The following is an 18097-nucleotide window of genomic DNA, read 5'->3' as shown; positions in this document are numbered from 1 at the left end:
TAAACAAACTCCGTCGAAATAAGAGCCAATCGAAAAGGAAGCAAGAAGCACCGTGGCGGAACGGATTCGCAACCGGCATCGCCGCGTCATCGCGAAGGAAACGGTGCAAACCTCCTTCGATGGGGTCAGGCGATGCAGGCCGTCATCCCTTAATGTCGTATTCCTTGATCTTGCGATACATTGTCCGCTCGCCGATTTCGAGCAGATGCGCGGCTTCTTCCCGTTTGCCGCCGGTCAGCTCGAGTGCACGTTGAATGTAGTACTTTTCCACCTCAACCAGCGGTCGCCCCACGAGCGAATCAGCCCCCAGGAGAATCGCCTGACCGTCGTTGTTCTCGGCACCCGGTCCGACAGGGGCGATATCAGGTGGGAGATCGTCGACATCAAGTCGACCATCGCGATCGAGGATCATCATCCCTTCCATCGTGTTTCGCAGTTCACGGACGTTGCCAGGCCAATCGTAGGCAATCAGAGCTTGTTGTGCCTGGCGCGTGATGATGGGAATGGGCCGATGGTTCTTTGTGGACAGCTGCTTCAGGAACGAATCCATCAGCAGCGGAATATCGCTGCGTCGTTCACGAAGCGGAGGCAATTCGATTGTGACCACGGCCAGACGAAAGTACAGGTCCTTACGAAAGGTTCCTTTGCGGATCCCCTCTTGCATGTCGGCGTTCGTGGCAGCGACGACGCGGACGTTGACGTCCATTTCTTCGTTCATGCCGATACGAGACAGCTTGCGGTCTTCGAGCACTCGTAGCAGTTTGATCTGCGTCGGCATTGGCATTTCGCCGACTTCGTCGAGAAACAGCGTGCCCCCGTTCGCATGCTCGAACTTTCCGATGCGGCGACCGACCGCGCCGGTGAAGGCGCCTGGCTCGTGTCCAAACAGTTCACCTTCGAGCAGGCTTTCTGGAAGGGCGGAAATATTCAGCGGAACGAACGGCTTATTTTTTCGTTCGCTGTTTTGGTGGAGCGCCCGGGCGGCCAGTTCTTTGCCTGTTCCGCTTTCCCCGAGGATCAACACGGTGCTGTCCGTCGGTGCGACGCTACGTAATTTCTCCATCACGCGATGCATCGCCGGACTGTTGCCGATCACCCCTTCGTAACCGAATTTCTCGTCGAGCCGACGGCTCAGTTCGGCGTTGTTCCGCAGCAGGCGGACACGGCTGGAGGCTTTTTCGACCGCGTGACGAAGTTCTGTGATGTCGAGCGGCTTGGTCAGGTAGGTGTGTACACCATGCTGTCCGGCCGACACCGCCGTTTTGATCGAGGCGTGCCCGGTCAGCAAAATCACTTCCGCATCGGGAAGTTCTTCTTTCGACTTGCGCAGGATCTCAAGTCCGTCGACCTCGTCCATCATCAGATCAGTCACGACGACGTCATAGGTCTGACTTTCGATCAGTGCGACCGCCCGCTTTCCCGACGCAGCGACGGTGCAGTCGTAACCGACCCGTTGCAACGATTCGGCCACCGCCTGTGCGTGGGCCTCATCGTCGTCGACGATCAGAACACGAATCGAAGTCCCGGAAAGATCGACCGGGGTATTGTCCTTCCCGGACATGCGAGAAGCCTTGTAGAAGTCGAATGGTTTTCGTTGAACGCAGACGCATGCCGCCAGCGGCCCGTCCAGTTCGTAGTTTATGCAGCCGTCCCGAAGAAAACTACCGGATCGGGCCGAGCAGCATGTTCATCGTATCTGCTGGCGCTGCTTATAGTTCACGATTCCAGCACCAATTTGACATCAGATTCCGGAATATCGGCATACACCTGAACTTTTCCGATTTCCGATGGCAGGATGAATCGCAGGCGGCCAGAGACCGATTTTTTGTCGAGTCGCATTCGCCCCAGGATTTCTTCCGTGCCGAAATGGATCGCACACGGAAGCTGAGTCGGAAGATGCAACGCCTTTAGCAGTGCGATCTGCCGCTGAGTGACGCTCGCGTCGATCAGGCCGCGACGTTCCGCAAGTCGGCTGGCGTAGATCATGCCGATCGCGACGGCCTCACCATGCAGCAGTTCACCATATCCCGCCAGCGCTTCGAACGCGTGACCGAACGTGTGGCCATAATTCAGCGACGCGCGCAGCCCCGTTTTTTCATGCTCGTCCTGTTCCACAACATCCGCTTTCAGGCGACAACTTCGGGCAATCATGTGTCGAACGGCATCAGGCTGACGCGCGTTGATCGCCTCGACGTTCTGTTCGAGATACGCGAAAAAGCCGGCATCAAGGATTACGCCATATTTGACGACTTCGGCCAGTCCCGCGCGGTATTCCCGATCCGGCAGCGATTCCATCGTGGTGGTATCGATGAAGACGCCGATCGGCTGATAGAAGGCCCCGATCATGTTTTTGGCCTTCGTGTGATTGACTCCTGTCTTTCCACCGACAGAGCTGTCAACGGCCGACAACAACGTCGTCGGGACCTGAATAAACGGCAGACCCCGCATGTACGTCGCTGCAACGAAGCCCGCGGCATCGCCGACGACACCGCCGCCGACCGCCACGATCACGGTGCGACGATCGGCATTCAGGTCGATCAGGCGGTTATAGACTTGCGAAATCTTCTCTAACGATTTGGACGTTTCCCCGGCCGGAAGAATCTCTGTTTCGCAGCGCCACCCTGCCGCAATCAGAGCCTTCTGGACCGTCTTCCCATGCAGTTCCGCCACATTGGCATCGGTGATCAGCAGGGCAAACGGAGGATCGACGCGACGCTTCTCTTGGGTCCAGGCGCTCCCCAGCGGTGGCCGCTCGCTGCAGAATGCCGACGACATGCCGTCGCGAACGTACCACCAGTCGTAGAAGGTCTTGGCGCAATCGGCCAGCTGATGACTGACGATCGGGATCTCGTAGCTGCGCGGTCCGAGATCCACCTGGATCGCGTCGTTGTTCTGATTCACGACAATGGTCCTCTTTGTCACTCGCCTCGGCTGACTTCGTCCAGAATACGACGCATGTAGTTGATACTTTCCCGTGCGATCAATTCCGCACCCGGCTTGTAGTCGAACACTTCCACGCTGACCCAGCCGGAATAGTTGGTTTCCAGCAGGGCCTTTACGATCGGATGATAATCGGTGCGGCCCATTCCAGGCCCGAGCAGATTGTCGTCGTTCACGTGAAAATGGCCGGTGATCGGCGCGTACTTCTTGATTAGTTCTGGAATCGGCGTCGGTTCACTGAGCATCGCTTTGACATCTTGATGCAGCACAAAGTTCGGGTGCCCGACGCGTTCGATCAATTCGACCGCTTCGCCGCAGGTATTGACGAAATTTGTTTCCAATGGCGTCAGCGGTTCCATGGCGATTTTGACGCCACGATCCGCGAAGGCCGGCAGTGCGGTTCGGAACACTTCCGCAGCGTTCTCATACGCCTGTTCACGCGTGACGCCAGGCTGCAGGTTCCGCTGCGCGGGTGATCCGAACACCATGAAGGTGCCTCCAAAATCCGCACAGGCCTGCCCCAGAGCGATCAGATATTTCGCCGTCGCATCCCGCGTGGCCTTATCGTTCGTGGTGAGATGCAGGCCTTCGGTCTTTGCCAGCAGCCAGTGCAGACCGCAAATCTGTAGTCCGTAATCTTCCGCCTGAGCCCGCAGTTCCCGACGTCGCTCGCCAGAGACATCGGTGATACGCGGGGCCTGCGTAAACGGAGCCAGCTCGATTCCCGTATATCCCAGCTCGGCAATGAATTCACATTGCCGCTTCCAATCCCAGTTCTCAAACAATTCGTGGCAAATCGCGAACTTCATAAACGACCTCGGGAACAAATGGCGATGAACACCGTTAAGGAAGGCCACTGCGGTACACCGGGCGATTGACCCACCGCTCACAACTGCAGCCAATTCAAAACAGGAGAGATCATCGTAACGTTTTCGCGTTGAATGGTCATTTCTGTCAGTCCCGTGCTAAAATTCGACGCGGCCATTCCGTTTCAAAGTCGCGAAAGGAAGCGAGCCGTTCGAATGCCCTCATTTCCATTCCGAGGCCGCAGCGCAGGTTGATTTCACGACGTGGTTGACCTGAAGGAGACTTGTTGATGCGACGTTTCGCCAAGATGCTTTGCGGTGCCCTGATGGGTGTCGGTCTGCTGGCAATTCCGAATTTGGCCCAATCTGCGTCGACCGAAGACAATATTCGAGCGATCAAGTCGGTCGACAAAGATGGCAAGAATCACGCCGACGCCATTCGGGCCGCCAAAGAGCTATCGCAAGCCCCCGCCACGACCCTTCCGACCTTGCTCAAGAGTTTCCAGGGCGCGAACCCGCTGGCCGTGAACTGGCTGCGAGGCGTAATCGACACAATCGCCGATCACGAACTGAAAAAGACGGGAAAGCTGCCCGCCGCCGCACTGGAAGAACTCGTCAAAGACACGGCGCAGGCTCCCGACGCACGGCGGTTGGCCTACGAATGGCTCGTCAAAGTCGACGCGTCGGCTTCCGATCGATTGATCCCCGGCATGCTGCACGACGCCTGCCCCGAATTCCGCCGAGATGCCATCGACCGCCTGATCGCTCAGGCCACGAAAGCGCATGAAGCAAATGAGAAACCTGCGGAAATCGCACTCCTGAAGGAAGCGCTGAGCGGTGCGAGCGACGACGATCAAGTGAAAGCGATCGTCAAACCATTACGAGAACTGGGCGAAACGATCGACTTGCAAAAGCATTTCGGTTTTTTGACCGAATGGCACCTGATCGGCCCCTTTGACAATGTCGGCCTGAAGGGATTTGACACCGTCTATCCGCCCGAAAAAGAACGCGATCTCAAAGCCAAGTACCCCGGAAAATCAGGTGACGTCGAATGGCAGCCATTTGCGACGGACGACGAGTACGGCACGTTCGACATCGCGAAAAAGACGGCTCCTCATAAAGGTGCTGTCACGTACGCGACAACCACCTTCGTCGCCGACAAGGCCCGCGAGATCGAACTTCGTCTAGGGACGCCGAACGCCTGGAAGTTGTGGGTCAATGGCGAACTGATCTTCGCCCGTGACGAGTATCACCGCGGCACGTTTCTCGATCAGTACAAGGTGACAGCACGCCTGAAACCAGGACCAAACGTAATCCTGCTGAAGATCTGCCAGAACGAGCAGACGGAAGAATGGGCTCAAGCTTGGACGTTCCAAATGCGTGCCTGTGATCACTCGGGCATCGCCGTCCCGCCGGCCACGACGACGACCTCGTCCACGAAGTAATGAGGGTACTGGTCGTCCACAACGTCGCGCAGTGAATCCCATGATTGAAACAAAGGGGACAGGCACCTGGTGGAGCCAGCCCCCTTTGTTTCAATCAAGCCGGTCAGTTGGGGCGCGTTCCCTCGTTTCGCCGCCTCGTTACCAAGCTCCTGCAGGGTAACGCCTCTTGTGATCTTGTCGGCCGTCGAGCCGGAAAGTGGCCAGGAACCGTCGTCCACATTTCTGAGGTGGCGGACGCGTTACCCAGCGGGAGCTTGGTTACGAGGGAAACGTCAACACCCTGAACGAACCAGACTTTACATTCCGGCCTTCAAACTTCGCAGGTGCCGCACGAAGTGCTCGCGAAGGACGGCGGTATAACTTTCCGTGTGTGCGGCAAGCAGACTTTTCACTGCCGCTCCAAGCGTCGGATCAGTTAGTGTTGAACCGAACGTGCAGTGCAGGATCTGGCGTCCGGGTTTCGTGAATCCGCGACCTTCGGGAACACCCTTCCAGCACTCAAGGTAGTGCTTTTCGAGTTCGCTGATCACCGGACACTCTGCCGTCGTCGGGGCCGAATGCAAGGTGGCCGAGACGTGATACGTCGCGCGATCGATGTTGTAGCGGTCGCGCGCGAAGTCGATCAAACGACGAAAGAGAGGGGCGTCGTGCTTCGCGACGACTCGCAGTGCTTCCAGATAACTGGTGCCGGCAGTTTTGACATGAAAGCATCCACCCGTGGCCTTCGCCAAAGAGGCGTACATCGACAGCTTGTCCGACCCGGAATGAAGGCTCAGCTTATAAGGCCCCAGCGACTTGGCAATCGCGGCGTGATCAGCCAGTGATCGATCGAGCGCAGCCAGATCGCCTTTGAAATCAACGCCTTTTTCAAAATGCCCGATGAATCGCGGCGCCAGGCTGACCAGCTTCATCCCACGCGACAGACACTGATCCGCGATGATGTAGTGCTCGGCCAGCGTCGTCGGCTGATCGGTTTCGTCGACGCTCAATTCAATTTCGTAGTCGCGATTCGCTGCGGTCTGAACCGTGCGGATGTAGTCGGCCAATGCCACCGCCTGATTGATGGCTCGTCCGTACTTCACGCCCGCACGCAGACAGGCCTCGTCAGTCAATTCGAATGTGGTTCCCGTCGACAGCGTGACGTTGCGACCTTTGTACCCATCAATCCACGAGACTTCCGTCGTCAAAGCCGAGAACTTTTCGCGGACCAGATTCTCGCTGTAATCATCGGCCTTCTGATCGACGTATCCCGACGGATCGATGGTGAAGAACGTGAACCCGACGGCCGACGTGGCATCGACGTCGGCGGGGGTTTTCAAATGGTCGGCATCGGCGCCCACCGGGCCGTCCCAACCACAGGCCTCAACCGCCTGCATCGCATCGCCCATCACCTGAGCCGGCGTCCGCGAGGTCCGTGTCATTTCACGAATTGACTGCTGTGGGAAAATCCCCGCAATCCCTGCACCGGCTTCTTTCATCGCCGCCACATGTCCTGGAGTCGCCAGGCCGATTCGATCGCCAAACCCAAAACTGGGTGTCATTCCTAATGTTGTACAAGGTTGTGTCATCGTCCGGCCAATTCACGGGGAAGCTTGAGAGATCCGACGCCAAACCCGTTCAATCCCAATCACCGTGCGCGAAGTCCGCGACCGAATGGAACGGTTCGCGACGTTATATCGTATGATGCGGTCACGGAGCTATGTCTGCTCGCTTTCATTCTGTTGACCGATTGGCCAATCGCCGACAAGCTGAACCGATGACTGAACAAATCACACACCCCGCCGCCCAGCCAGTCGAACTGCTCTTACGCGATTGTGAGATTCGCCACGAACGCCGACGCGGACCGGGTGGTCAGCATCGCAATAAGACCGAATCCGCCGTGGTCATCCGTCACCTGCCGACCGGAATCGAAGGACAGGCAGCCGAGCGACGAAGCCAATTCGACAATCATCGGAACGCCGTGAAACGCTTGCGACTGAATCTGGCCGTCGACGTTCGTACCGCTCACCTGGCAGACGCCGCACCGACACCGCTTTGGCGTTCACGATGCCACGAGGGCAAAATCGGGGTGAATGCCGAGCACGAGGACTATCCGACGATGCTGGCCGAAGCAATGGATGTCGTTCATGCGCGGCAATGCCATCTGCCCGGCAGCGCCGAACAACTGAGCTGCACCTCATCACAGCTCATCAAGTTTCTCAAGAAGGAACCTCGCGCGTTCCTCTGGCTGAACGAAGAACGGCGCAAGCTGGGTCTGCCGAAATTGGATTAAGGTTCGTCAGGAAACGAGCGGCGAAAGGAACTCGAAGGATTCACGCATGACTTCGGGGGCCACGTGACTGTGGCGACTCAGTTCGACATTCACACTGCCGGTGTAGCCGATCTCTTTCAGAGTGCGGAACACGGGCGGAAAATCGATCGTCCCTTCTCCGAAACGCAAATGGTCATGAACGCCGCGATGCATGTCTTCGATGTGCAATGTATACAGCCGATCCCGCCATTCGCTCAGCCCCGCCGAGATCGATTGTGACTCAAGACAATGGACGTGCCCGATATCGACGGCCAGTCCGAAACCGGGTCCGTCGACCATCGCGAGCAGCCGTCGGTAATCGTCAAAGGTCTGAACGAGCATCCCCGGTTCCGGTTCGAAGGCGAGGCGCACCCCGGCCGCCACCGCCGTATCCAGTACCGCCTGGCAACCATCGGCCAGACGCTGATACGCCACCTGATCAGGGGCGTCGTCACGCAGGATGCCAGCCCAGAACGACACCGCGTCCGAATTGAGCTCTTTCGCAAGCTGAATGCAGCGCCTGAGGAAATCGACGCGAACGGCCCGGGCATCGGCCGCGGGACTGACCAACGTCGGTTCGTGCTTGTGGCAGGGATCAAGCAAAAAGCGAGCCCCCGTTTCGATGACGGACGTCATTTGAAAGCGGTCGAGCAAGCGACGCATTCGATCCAGTTCGTTCGCAAGTTTTTCTGAAAACGGATCGAGGCAGTGGTGGTCAACGGTAATCGCGACGGACCGGTATCCACACTCGGCCATCAGTTCGATGGCCTGATCCCAGCGATGTCCTGTCGTCCCGTTGGTATTGTAACCCAGCCGCATCGCCGACCTCATCGTTTGCATTCGAAACCGGAACCAGACTTTGTGAATATGCGAACGGAGTCCGCTGGCTCACACCGCATTCGGTCACCGTTCACAGGCCGCGGGGAATCGCTCATTTTCCCGCGTTAAAGGGAAGAGTTACTCTAGTCGATGCATTGTGAATTCCAATTGAACCGGGAAAATGTGCCTGCCCCTTTCCTTTGGGCTGTGATCGGTGATCCGCGTTCGAGCTCGATCAAGGTTCGATTTCTTCGTCGTTTCGACAAGAAATTGTCTGATTCTGCCCGCACGATTGACCAGGGTCGATTTGCGACATACGCTATGGATGTTGAAATGTAAGCAATTTGCCACGCGTAACGGTTCTCTCCTCGGTCATTGGTGGCTGTTGAGATCGAGTGACCTGTTCCCCGACGGCTTTGCAGGTCGGTTGTAAACACACGACGCATTTGGCGTTGAAGGCGGATGGATTATCCAAGTTATTGATCGGTTGATCTCAGATATGGAGCAAGCTCCTCCCTGTTTTGAAGATTTGGGACTTAGTCAGGACCTGCTGGTCTCGATCAAGCGAGCGGGTTTCACCCTGCCCAGCCCCATTCAATCAGCATTTGTTCCCGTCGCGCTGACGGGTCGCGATTGCATTGGCCAGGCACGCACTGGTACCGGAAAAACGGCGGCATTTGTGCTGCCTATTCTCGATCTCATCGATCTGGATGATCCGCGCACCCAGGCCCTTGTCCTGACGCCAACACGCGAACTCAGCCAGCAGGTTTCCAACGAAGTCGAACGACTGGCGTTCAAAAGCGCCGTCACGACCGCGTGCCTTGTCGGTGGCCGACCCATTCGGCAACAGATGAAGCAGTTGGAAGAGGGAGCCCAAGTCGTCATCGGCACACCCGGTCGCGTCATCGACCTGATGGGTCGACGGCTGCTGAAGATGCCCGACCTGAAAATTGTGGTTCTCGATGAAGCTGACCGGATGCTGGACATCGGGTTCCGACCCGACATCGAAAAGATCCTGCGTCAATGTCCGGAAGAGCGTCAGACGCTGCTACTCTCCGCGACACTGCCGTCACCCGTCGAACGGCTGGCCCGCCGCTACATGAAAGATCCCCAGCGGATCGATGTCTCGATTGCCAGCGTCTCGCACGACACGATTGACCAGTACTACGTGACGGTCGATCATCACCGCAAGTTCGGGGCACTCGTGCGGTTGCTCGTTCAAGAACGGCCGCAACAGGCAATCGTCTTCACACGCACCAAACGCGGAGCAGAAGAAGTTCACCGACGGTTTGCCGGTCGACTTCCCAAGATGGCATTTATCCACGGCGACCTCGCCCAAAGTGCCCGCGATCGCGTCATGCGTGAGTTTCGCGAAGGGGAAATTCGCCTGTTGATCGCGACCGATGTGATGGGCCGCGGAATCGACGTCAGCGGAATCTCGCACATCATCAACTACGACATCCCCGAGGATTGCGACGACTACGTGCACCGTATCGGACGCACGGGGCGACTCTCGTCGACGGAAGGCCAAGGCGCTGCGATCACGTTCGTCGCTCCGGATGAAGGTCAGCAGTTGACCAATGTCGAAATCCGGATCAACCAGATGCTGAACGCCTACCCCCTGACGGGCATCGACCCCGTCGAGAAGAAGCGCACCATCAAGCATGTCAGCGAACTTCCTCCGCCGATCGCGCGACATCACGTCGTTGACGAAGACGATTTCTGGTCGGTCGACTGAACAAACGCACGCCCGCTATTCGCCGCAGACGAGTCCGCATCGGCAAAACCTGCCGATCACAGCTCCCTGAGCCCCCTTTGCGTAAACCGAAAAGTCCGCAAGGCCGATAGAACTGATAGGGTCAATTCCCGGTCAGTCTCTCGGGGCAAACTGTCTTGCGGCGTCTATTCCGATCTTGTGTGACTTGCGCGGCGACGCATCAGCGAAGGGTGTGGCTCACTGTCGTACTGGCGCTTGCGCTGTGTCACCCCATGGGATGCACATCGACGCGCCGTCATGCTCTCACCCATGTCGCCGTTCGAACGCCCGAAAAGCCGGAACCGCTGGCCGAACCAGCCATGGCGGCCAACGTCGCGCTGAAACCAGATCCAGTTGACGACTCGCAGCCGACGTCGGCTCGGACGGCTCAGCCGGAAAAACGACGAAAACTGCCTGCGAACACGACGGATTCGCTCGCCCTCGCTCCAGAAGCTCCACTGTTGGACAGTGATTCAGACACCGAGCGCGATGGCGATGATGTGGAAGACGACGAATCGGCGGACCAGACCGTCCGCACCGTCTCGTCGATGGATCGCCTGAATGCGGCCTTGAACAACAGTGATTTCGAGTCGGGATCATTGCCGCAACGAAGTCTGACAACCCTGAACGAACGCCTGCACGTCGACGCACTGCTGGTACGAGCCAAGAAGTTGCTGGAAATTGGCCAGGTGGACCAGGCACACAACACGGCGCTGCAGGCGCAACAGATCGGCGACACGGCTCAAATCGAGTATGCACCAGACGAAGATCGACCGATCGATCTGGTCCGACAGATTGAAGGTCAGCTGGAAGCGATTCGCCTGAAACTCACCCCGCAGTTTGAGAGCACTCCAGTGGAAACGGCGGACGCCTCGGAATTCGACGAACCCAAGTTCTCAGACGAACCGCCTGCGGGTGCCCTGTCGGCCGACTCAAAGGCGACACGCCCCGAGCCCGACACGACGGGACTCGCCAGGATCAGGCGAGATTGGTCGACGATGTTCCGCCAGAAAAAAAGGGGATCATCGGCCGATGCGGGATCTGCCGCCAAACAAGTGATTCCACCCAGTTCGCCGCAACCGCCCTCGAAAACGAAATCCGCTTCGTCAAACCGCCAGGCCAGTCGTTCTGCGGATACCGAGGCACCCGACGCGGTGGTTCAAGCGAATCGGAGTGTCTCGTTGGAAGGATTAGAGCCGGACGATCTGACTGTATCCACATCCGCGCGCCGCCATCGCGACGAACATGCAATGATCGCCGCCCCAACCTCATCCACATTTCCCGAACCGGTCGAAGGTGAGACAACGGAATCAGAATCCCGCCGCAGGGCCCCGGAGGGGTTGAGGTCGACGGCATCACAATCCACGTTCGATTCGGATGACGCGGACGTCGCTCCACCCGACTTTGATGTCGTCGAACCTGTCACGGCCGTCCGCCATCAAGCCGCGCCGCAATTGATTCGATCTCGCCCCGCCGCCACCGATGACGAAGAACCGGAACGGCAATCGGACTGGACGCTACTGTACGTTGGCTTCGGGCTGTGCAGCATCCTGGCCTTTGGCTGCTACCGCCGAGGGGCCACGTAAGAAACGCTTCGGTCAAGAATGCGGAAACAGCGGCACGATGGAATCGGGCCCCACGTCCCGTTCTGGCTGGCGTTCGGAACGCTTCGCCCCCAGGATCAACCGTTGTTCGAGTAGACTTCGCAGCGAACCATTGCGCTGAAACGCAGCGGTGGGAAGGTGCGAGATCACCGACTGAATGAGCGAAACCAGTTCCACATCATCATTGTCGCCGTCCGCCGAAAGATGAGGACCAAACGTGAGCTGCATACTGGCAAGCACCAGATGTTCGGCGGGATTCGGCCCCGTCGCCACATCACTGGCCAGCAGTTCTTCGCCAAAATCGAGCGCCCGCTCAGGACTGAAGGCGAACTCGAAACAACCGCTCTTCACCGCGATCGGCCCCAACAGCAGGTCCGTCCAACGCTCACAGCGACGGCGCAACCGATCGATTCGTTGTGCATGCTGCTGATCTCGCTCAGGCACCGCGACCAGCAACGTCAACAGACTGTTTCGCGAACGAGTGAAACAGCCGACCGCGCTTTGAGCGACTCGAATCAGGTCGTCGTCCTGCCCAATTCGATCAATGCTGCCGAGGATCGTTCCCCAGATGCGAACGACCATCTCGGACGTCAGCAGACGCATCGCCAGTTGCTCGAGGATCGCGAGGTCGCGTGATCCGGCAACCGTCCATTCGTCGAGCGCCGTCGCCCAGCGTTTCTCAAGCGAGCGGCTGCTTTGCCAGAAAAGCTTCAACGACGCGGCGGAAGGTTTGTGGGAATGGTTGAGATGAGTTCGAGCGGCTTTCGAAATCACCAGGGCCAGTTCAGCAACAGTTCTGGCCGAGACTCCACGGTGGGAAGAATCCATAAGGACCTCGTAGGTGCGGAAGAGATGATCTCCGACTGATGAGGCAAACCGAATGCCATTCCGTTTGAACCCTGAAATCGAACGCTCAATCGCTACGATCGCGCATCCGCAGCAACATTTCGTACACGACGACATACAGTCGCGTTGACGGAAAACAACACCTGTCGCCAAGAAACCACGCCACACGTCGATCCATCACGACCACGAACGTCCTCGGTGTCGTCCGCACCCGTATGCTCCAAAAGTCCGCGAAACGTTCCAGTGGATCGAGTGGGGGCAGACTGAGACACCCAGACATGCCGGGAGATTTCTGAAAGACTCGAACGTTCCTTTGCCGTCGACACCAGACCGGTTCGGAATTCCCCATCACCCGCTTCGTTTCCAACTTCGCGCAAGCTCCGCTAATCTACCTAATCCTCTGTTGGATTCCGGTCGATCCATCTACAACTTACGTCTTCCGACCACAGTCGAGTGACCCTGGCAAGACGAGTTAAAGAGGCGCCCAGAACCGGCTGTGGCGCAACAGAATTAGCGACGTAGCGCTGCAGAACGCAGCCTTCTCATGAGGAAGCAGATTGCAAATGGCGAAGGGTAACGTGTTGGTCGGTCAATCGGGTGGCCCGACTTCGGTCATTAACTCATCACTTGCAGGTGTCGTTGACGGCGCGCTCAAGTCCAAGAAAATCGACCGTGTCTTCGGGATGCGCTACGGCATCGAAGGCGTTCTAAACGATTTCCTGATCGACCTGGGCAGCGAATCCCCAGATGTCCTGAAAGGTCTGCGTTCGACGCCCGGCAGCGCGCTCGGTTCCAGCCGACTCAAGCTGAAGGACGAACATTTTCCCGCCGTGCTGAAACAACTTAAGAAGTACGACATCCGCTATTACTTCATGATTGGCGGTAACGACACGATGGACACGATCCATCGCGTCACCAAATACGCCAACGAGAACGGTCATGAAATGGTCGGTGTCGGCGTCCCAAAGACGGTCGACAACGATCTACACGGTACCGACCACACGCCCGGCTACCCCAGCGCCGCACGCTATGTCGCTCTCAGCGTCCTGCAGGCCGGAATCCTCGCTCGCGACATGCAGAAAGTCGATCAGTTCGTGGTCTTTCAGTCGATCGGTCGCAGCGCCGGATGGCTGCCTGCCGCCGCCGCCTGTGCCCGAATCGGCGGCGAATCGGCTCCTCATGTCTTGCTGCTGCCCGAACGGCCTTTCGACCGAGCGGCGTTCCTGGCGGCGGTCGCCAAAGCACACAAGAGCCACGGCTTCGTCAGCATCGTCTGCGGCGAAGGAATCACCAATGCCGACGGCACGCCCGTCAGCGTTTCGACCACCAAGGACAAATTCGGCAACACCGAATTCGGTGCGATGGGCGGTACCAGCGCGGCAATGGTCCTGCATCGGATCATCGCGGACGAATTCGGCTGGCGCGGTGAATTCCAGGTCACCGAGTCGCTGCCGATGTGCGGTGCCGATCGGGGCGTGAAGCTCGACTTCGACGAAGCGTTCGCCTGCGGGCAGCAGGCCGTTAAGCTGGCCGCCAGCGGTGTCGGTGGCGTCATGGTTACGATGAACCGATTGAACAAACCGAGCGAAAAGTACCAGATGGGGTTTGGTACCATTTCACTGAGTGAAGTCGCGAACCACGAGCGACCAATGCCCAATCATTTTATTACCAAAGATGGTTTTGGCGTGACCAAGGCGTTCCTCGATTATGTCACACCGCTCATGGGGCCACTGCCGACCTACGCCAGCCTGGCTGCCAAACGCGCCAAGCCGTAACCGATGGATTTCACGAACGGTGCCGCAGTCACACCATGGTCACTGCGGCACTGTAATCACTGCGGCACCGTGGCAAAATCGTCCCCGTGCTCCCTTACACCCTCCCGTCCAGAACGGACCGCATTTTCGAACCGAAATCGACCTCATGCCCACGCCTGAGCTTGGTTTCGACAATGATTCAATTTGGCGACAGCAAAGGAACGTCGACGTGATCGAAGGCAAACCTCCCTATTCGCAATTCAACCTGATTACCGACATGGTCACCGCCGCGAATGTCATTCGGACATTTGATCCGACGGTGGTCAAAGCCGCCGCGACACAGATCGCCAAGGCGGGAAAATTGCTGATGACCGGCGAAGGCTCGAGCCGGATGTTCCCCGCGAAGAGTGCCATCGCCCATTCGCGCCGCAAGGGCTGGCCCTGCACGCTGATCACCGAAGCGGGACGTCAGTCGCAAGAGTACGATCTGAACGGCTGGGCCGTGCTCGGCATGTCGAACTCGGGCCGCACCGCCGAAGTGATTCGGCTGTTCAATGGCCTGAAAGCCGCCAACAGCCCCTGGCTGTACAGCCTGACGGCGATGCCTCAATCACCGCTGGAGGCCCTGTCCACCAGCGGCCGTGTGCTGACCTGCGGCAAAGAGGGGGCCGTGGCGGCGACGAAAAGCGTCGTCGAGCAGGCGCTCTACTGCCGTGCACTGGTCGAAAGTATCGCCGGACAGGAAACGCTCGCCGGCCGCTTGTCGACGCTCGCCGACCAATTCCTGGCGGCACTCGCACTGCCGATCGATGCCGAGATTTCCCAGAAGATGGCCAAGGCCACCTCGATCTACTTCGCGGGACGAAACGATGGTGTCGCCGAGGAACTGACACTGAAAACCAACGAAATCGCCCGCAAACGGGGTGACTATCTCGAAGGAACCTACGCCGTCCACGGAATCGAAGAAGCGATGCAGGCCGACGACGTGGTGGTCTGGATCGATCCGTTCGAAGAGTCCGAACAGAAGTTCCACGATGTCCTCGTGAAAGGTGTCGGCCTGACCGTCATTGCGATCTCCACTCGCAAGACACTGTTCCCCACGATTCAAATTCCCGACGCCGGCGACCTCTCGGTCTTCGTCCAGCTTGCGGCCGGTTGGAACCTGCTGGTCGAAGCAGGCCTGAAACTGAATATCAACATCGACAAACCCGAACGCGCCCGCAAAGTCGGCAACGAATTCGTCGGCTAATCTCTTAGTCTTCGCTTCTGACTTTCTCTGTGTCTCCGCGCCTCCGTGTCTCCACACCCACCCGTGTGTTCCCGAAGTACACGAAACGTACAAGTGGATCCAGTGGGGGTATTTGAGACACAGAGGCGCAGAGACACGGAGGAAGAGAACGAAGACTCGCAAGCTGAATTCCGTTTAAGACGGGTGCGGCTGGCGCGAGAAAATATTGATTTGTCTTTCTCGATGGATACACTGCGCGCATGGGCCAGTCGCAGCATTCGTTCTCGGGAGAGACATCATGCTCACGTTCCATGGAGCGGCGCACCAGTTCTGTGATCGGTTCGCGCGACGCGATTTTCTGCGAATCGGCGGACTGGCCTTCGGTGGTCTTACCCTGCCCGGCTTGCTGCGAGCAGAACATGCCTCGGGCAGTCTCGCCACCGGCAAGTCGATCATCAATATCTATCTGCCTGGCGGCCCCACACATCTGGACTTGTTCGACCTCAAGCCGAAGGCGCCCCGCGAATTCCGTGGAGAGCTTTCGCCGATCGCCACGAACGTTCCCGGTCTCGACATCTGTGAACTGATGCCACGCCTCGCGCGAATTGGAAATCAGTTCTCCGTGGTCCGGTCGATCACCGGTTTGCGAAATGAACATGCCCCGTTCCAAAGTGATTCCGGTTGGAGCGAACTGTCCCTGAAAAATCTGGGTGGACGACCGGGCATTGGTTCTGTCATGTCTAGACTGTGGGGCCCATCACAAACGACGGAACACGGCACGGCGCCGACCTTCGTCGATCTCACCGGATGGACCCGTTCCGGATTCACCGGGCAGATCAATGCCGGATATCGTCCGGATGCACAAGGACGCCAGAACCTCAGCTTGAACCAGAACGTGTCGCTCGAACGCCTCGACGATCGCCGAGCCCTGCTGGAAGGACTCGATCGGATGCAGCGAAGCGTCGACAATTCGGGCATGCTGTCCGCGATCGACAGTTACACCGAACGCGCGGTCGGAATTGTCACATCGGGGCAACTCGCCAAAGCCCTGGATATCCGCCAGGAAGACCCGCGCGTCGTCGATCGATTTGCCGCCAAGAATAATCTGGGTAACGATCGATTCCTGCTAGCCAGCCGCCTGATTCAAGCGGGTGTGCGTTGTGTCTCGTTTTCGTGGGGCGGCTGGGATACACACGGCAACAATTTCGTGCAAATGCGCCGGTTGGTTCCGGCACTGGATCAAGGAATGTCGGCACTGATCAACGATCTCGAGGCACACGGAGCTCTCGACAACACGATCATCATGATGTCGGGCGAATTTGGTCGAACTCCGCGTGTCAACAAGACAGCGGGCCGCGACCATTGGCCACGCGCGTCATTCTTCTTCCTGGCAGGTGGAGGCCTCCGGCATGGACAGGCGATCGGAGCCACGAGCAAGAACGGTGAAGAACCGATCGAACGCCCCGTCCATCTCCAGCACGTCTTCCACACCGTCTACCAGCAACTGGGCATCGACCCGAACACGGTCGTCCTGAACGACCCCAACGGCCGCCCTCAATACCTGCTCGAAAACCGACAAGTGATCTCCGAACTGCTGTAAGCACGCGGCAAGGTCCACATCATCACCGTGCAGGCAACACGTTCATGGATTCGGTCGTTGGCCGCCTCGTTACCAAGCTCCCGCTTGAAGGTGTCCGGGAATTCATTCTTGGAAAACACAATCAAAATAAGGGTTTTCGTCAAATCCATCTCGAAATCGAATATCGACATAACTCGTTATTTTAGGTTTCTCGCAGAAGCCCGAGAAATTGCACTTTGAATTCCCGGACACCCTCAAGCAGAGCTTGAGAACCAGAAAATTTTCCGTCGTCACCATCCACGCTCGGCGATTCGGTCAGCAAGTCGGTACGCTCTCAGGGTTTCAAAACAGTGCCCTCTGATCACCGAATTCCCTTTTGGAACTCCGGCATGCCATCCCCGTCAGTGCCGATCATCGATCGTCACTCCGCACGCGCCATTCTGCTGACACCAGACCACGACGTCCTGCTCTTCCGCATTCAACTTCCCGAACTCAACGAATCATTCTGGATCACCCCCGGCGGCGGCCTCGAACCGGGCGAAACCGCCGAAGCGGCACTGCGTCGTGAATTGCAGGAAGAACTTCAGCTCACGCAGTTTGAGATGGGACACGCAGTCTGGCGTCGACAGCACACATTCAGCTGGGACGGCAAACGATTCTGTCAGCGCGAGGACTATTTCGTCATCCATGTTGCTCGTTTTGAACCGACGCCCGCTGCGGATCTCGCGATGAGCACAGTTGTCGAATCGCGGTGGTGGTCCGCTTCATCACTCTGGCAAGCCACCGAGCGACTGACGCCACTGTCGCTGGCCGAGATTGTCTCGCGCTATATTGTCGAAGGACCACCGCGTGTGATTCCTCCCCTCGAAATCCTGGTCGACTGAAATCTGCTGAGACGTTCATACCCTTGGACACCCTTGCGTGCGTCCGGGACGCCAGACCGCCGCTGACGACTTTGGCAACGTCTCAGCAAAGATCGCGCGAGCAACTCACCCACCGGCGCTTTGCAAACAAGGGCAACGGCGATTCT

The 18097-nt window shown here is 58.0% G+C and carries 14 protein-coding genes; 8 read left to right on the top strand and 6 right to left on the bottom strand.

What is annotated here, in order from left to right; translation table 11 throughout:
• Positions 1-142: 142 nt before the first annotated feature.
• The 3 genes from OSO_RS0139720 to OSO_RS0139710 all read right to left on the bottom strand — a co-directional run bounded on the left by OSO_RS0139720 (position 143) and on the right by OSO_RS0139710 (position 3749).
• Positions 143-1561: a sigma-54-dependent transcriptional regulator gene (locus tag OSO_RS0139720; RefSeq protein ID WP_010588263.1), complete on the bottom strand. Its 1419-nt coding sequence runs from the start codon at positions 1559-1561 to the stop codon at positions 143-145.
• Positions 1562-1716: 155 nt separating this feature from the next.
• Positions 1717-2901 carry a 3-dehydroquinate synthase gene (gene aroB / locus OSO_RS0139715; protein WP_040594010.1) on the bottom strand — a complete coding sequence of 395 codons (1185 nt, stop codon included), beginning with the start codon at positions 2899-2901 and terminating at the stop codon, positions 1717-1719.
• 17 nt (positions 2902-2918) lie between these two features.
• Positions 2919-3749, bottom strand: coding sequence for a sugar phosphate isomerase/epimerase family protein (locus OSO_RS0139710; RefSeq protein WP_010588261.1), 831 nt, complete (start codon positions 3747-3749; stop codon positions 2919-2921).
• 287 nt (positions 3750-4036) lie between these two features.
• Between OSO_RS0139710 and OSO_RS0139700 the strand changes: the two genes are divergently transcribed.
• Positions 4037-5191, top strand: coding sequence for a hypothetical protein (locus tag OSO_RS0139700; RefSeq protein WP_010588260.1), 1155 nt, complete (start codon positions 4037-4039; stop codon positions 5189-5191).
• Between the two features lie 296 nt (positions 5192-5487).
• Here OSO_RS0139700 and OSO_RS0139695 read toward each other — a convergent pair whose 3' ends face one another.
• Entirely contained in the window at positions 5488-6759 is a 1272-nt protein-coding gene (locus OSO_RS0139695; protein WP_029247955.1) for a tagaturonate epimerase family protein, read from the bottom strand.
• Between the two features lie 188 nt (positions 6760-6947).
• On the opposite strand from OSO_RS0139695, the gene OSO_RS52360 reads away from it, so the two are divergent.
• Positions 6948-7463: a peptide chain release factor-like protein gene (locus OSO_RS52360; protein WP_040594007.1), complete on the top strand. Its 516-nt coding sequence runs from the start codon at positions 6948-6950 to the stop codon at positions 7461-7463.
• A 6-nt stretch (positions 7464-7469) separates the two neighbouring features.
• On the opposite strand, the gene OSO_RS0139685 is transcribed toward OSO_RS52360, so the two are convergent.
• Positions 7470-8312, bottom strand: a complete 843-nt coding sequence (locus OSO_RS0139685) for a sugar phosphate isomerase/epimerase family protein (RefSeq protein ID WP_040594006.1) — start codon at positions 8310-8312, stop codon at positions 7470-7472.
• Between the two features lie 487 nt (positions 8313-8799).
• On the opposite strand from OSO_RS0139685, the gene OSO_RS0139675 reads away from it, so the two are divergent.
• Both OSO_RS0139675 and OSO_RS0139670 read left to right on the top strand, forming a co-directional pair.
• On the top strand, positions 8800-10038 hold the full coding sequence (locus OSO_RS0139675) for a DEAD/DEAH box helicase (protein ID WP_010588255.1): 1239 nt from the start codon (positions 8800-8802) through the stop codon (positions 10036-10038).
• Between the two features lie 209 nt (positions 10039-10247).
• Positions 10248-11642, top strand: a complete 1395-nt coding sequence (locus tag OSO_RS0139670; RefSeq protein ID WP_010588254.1) for a hypothetical protein — start codon at positions 10248-10250, stop codon at positions 11640-11642.
• Between the two features lie 12 nt (positions 11643-11654).
• Here OSO_RS0139670 and OSO_RS0139665 read toward each other — a convergent pair whose 3' ends face one another.
• Entirely contained in the window at positions 11655-12488 is an 834-nt protein-coding gene (locus OSO_RS0139665) for a hypothetical protein (protein ID WP_010588253.1), read from the bottom strand.
• Positions 12489-13069: 581 nt separating this feature from the next.
• Here OSO_RS0139665 and OSO_RS0139655 point away from each other — a divergent pair.
• From OSO_RS0139655 to OSO_RS0139630, 4 genes are all read left to right on the top strand, one after another.
• On the top strand, positions 13070-14281 hold the full coding sequence (locus tag OSO_RS0139655; RefSeq protein WP_010588251.1) for a diphosphate--fructose-6-phosphate 1-phosphotransferase: 1212 nt from the start codon (positions 13070-13072) through the stop codon (positions 14279-14281).
• Between the two features lie 208 nt (positions 14282-14489).
• Positions 14490-15509, top strand: a complete 1020-nt coding sequence (locus OSO_RS0139650) for an SIS domain-containing protein (protein ID WP_157606207.1) — start codon at positions 14490-14492, stop codon at positions 15507-15509.
• A gap of 277 nt (positions 15510-15786) precedes the next feature.
• A complete protein-coding gene (locus OSO_RS0139645; RefSeq protein ID WP_010588249.1) occupies positions 15787-17088 on the top strand; it encodes a DUF1501 domain-containing protein in 1302 nt (433 codons plus the stop codon).
• Between the two features lie 368 nt (positions 17089-17456).
• Positions 17457-17951 (top strand): NUDIX hydrolase, encoded by a 495-nt coding sequence (locus OSO_RS0139630; RefSeq protein ID WP_010588248.1) that lies wholly within the window; start codon positions 17457-17459, stop codon positions 17949-17951.
• Positions 17952-18097: the final 146 nt, after the last annotated feature.

The sequence above is a fragment of the Schlesneria paludicola DSM 18645 genome (genome assembly GCF_000255655.1).
Taxonomy (GTDB): domain Bacteria; phylum Planctomycetota; class Planctomycetia; order Planctomycetales; family Planctomycetaceae; genus Schlesneria; species Schlesneria paludicola.
The sequence above is the reverse complement of the archived record's forward strand: the minus strand, read 5'-3'. Positions and strand labels throughout refer to the sequence as shown.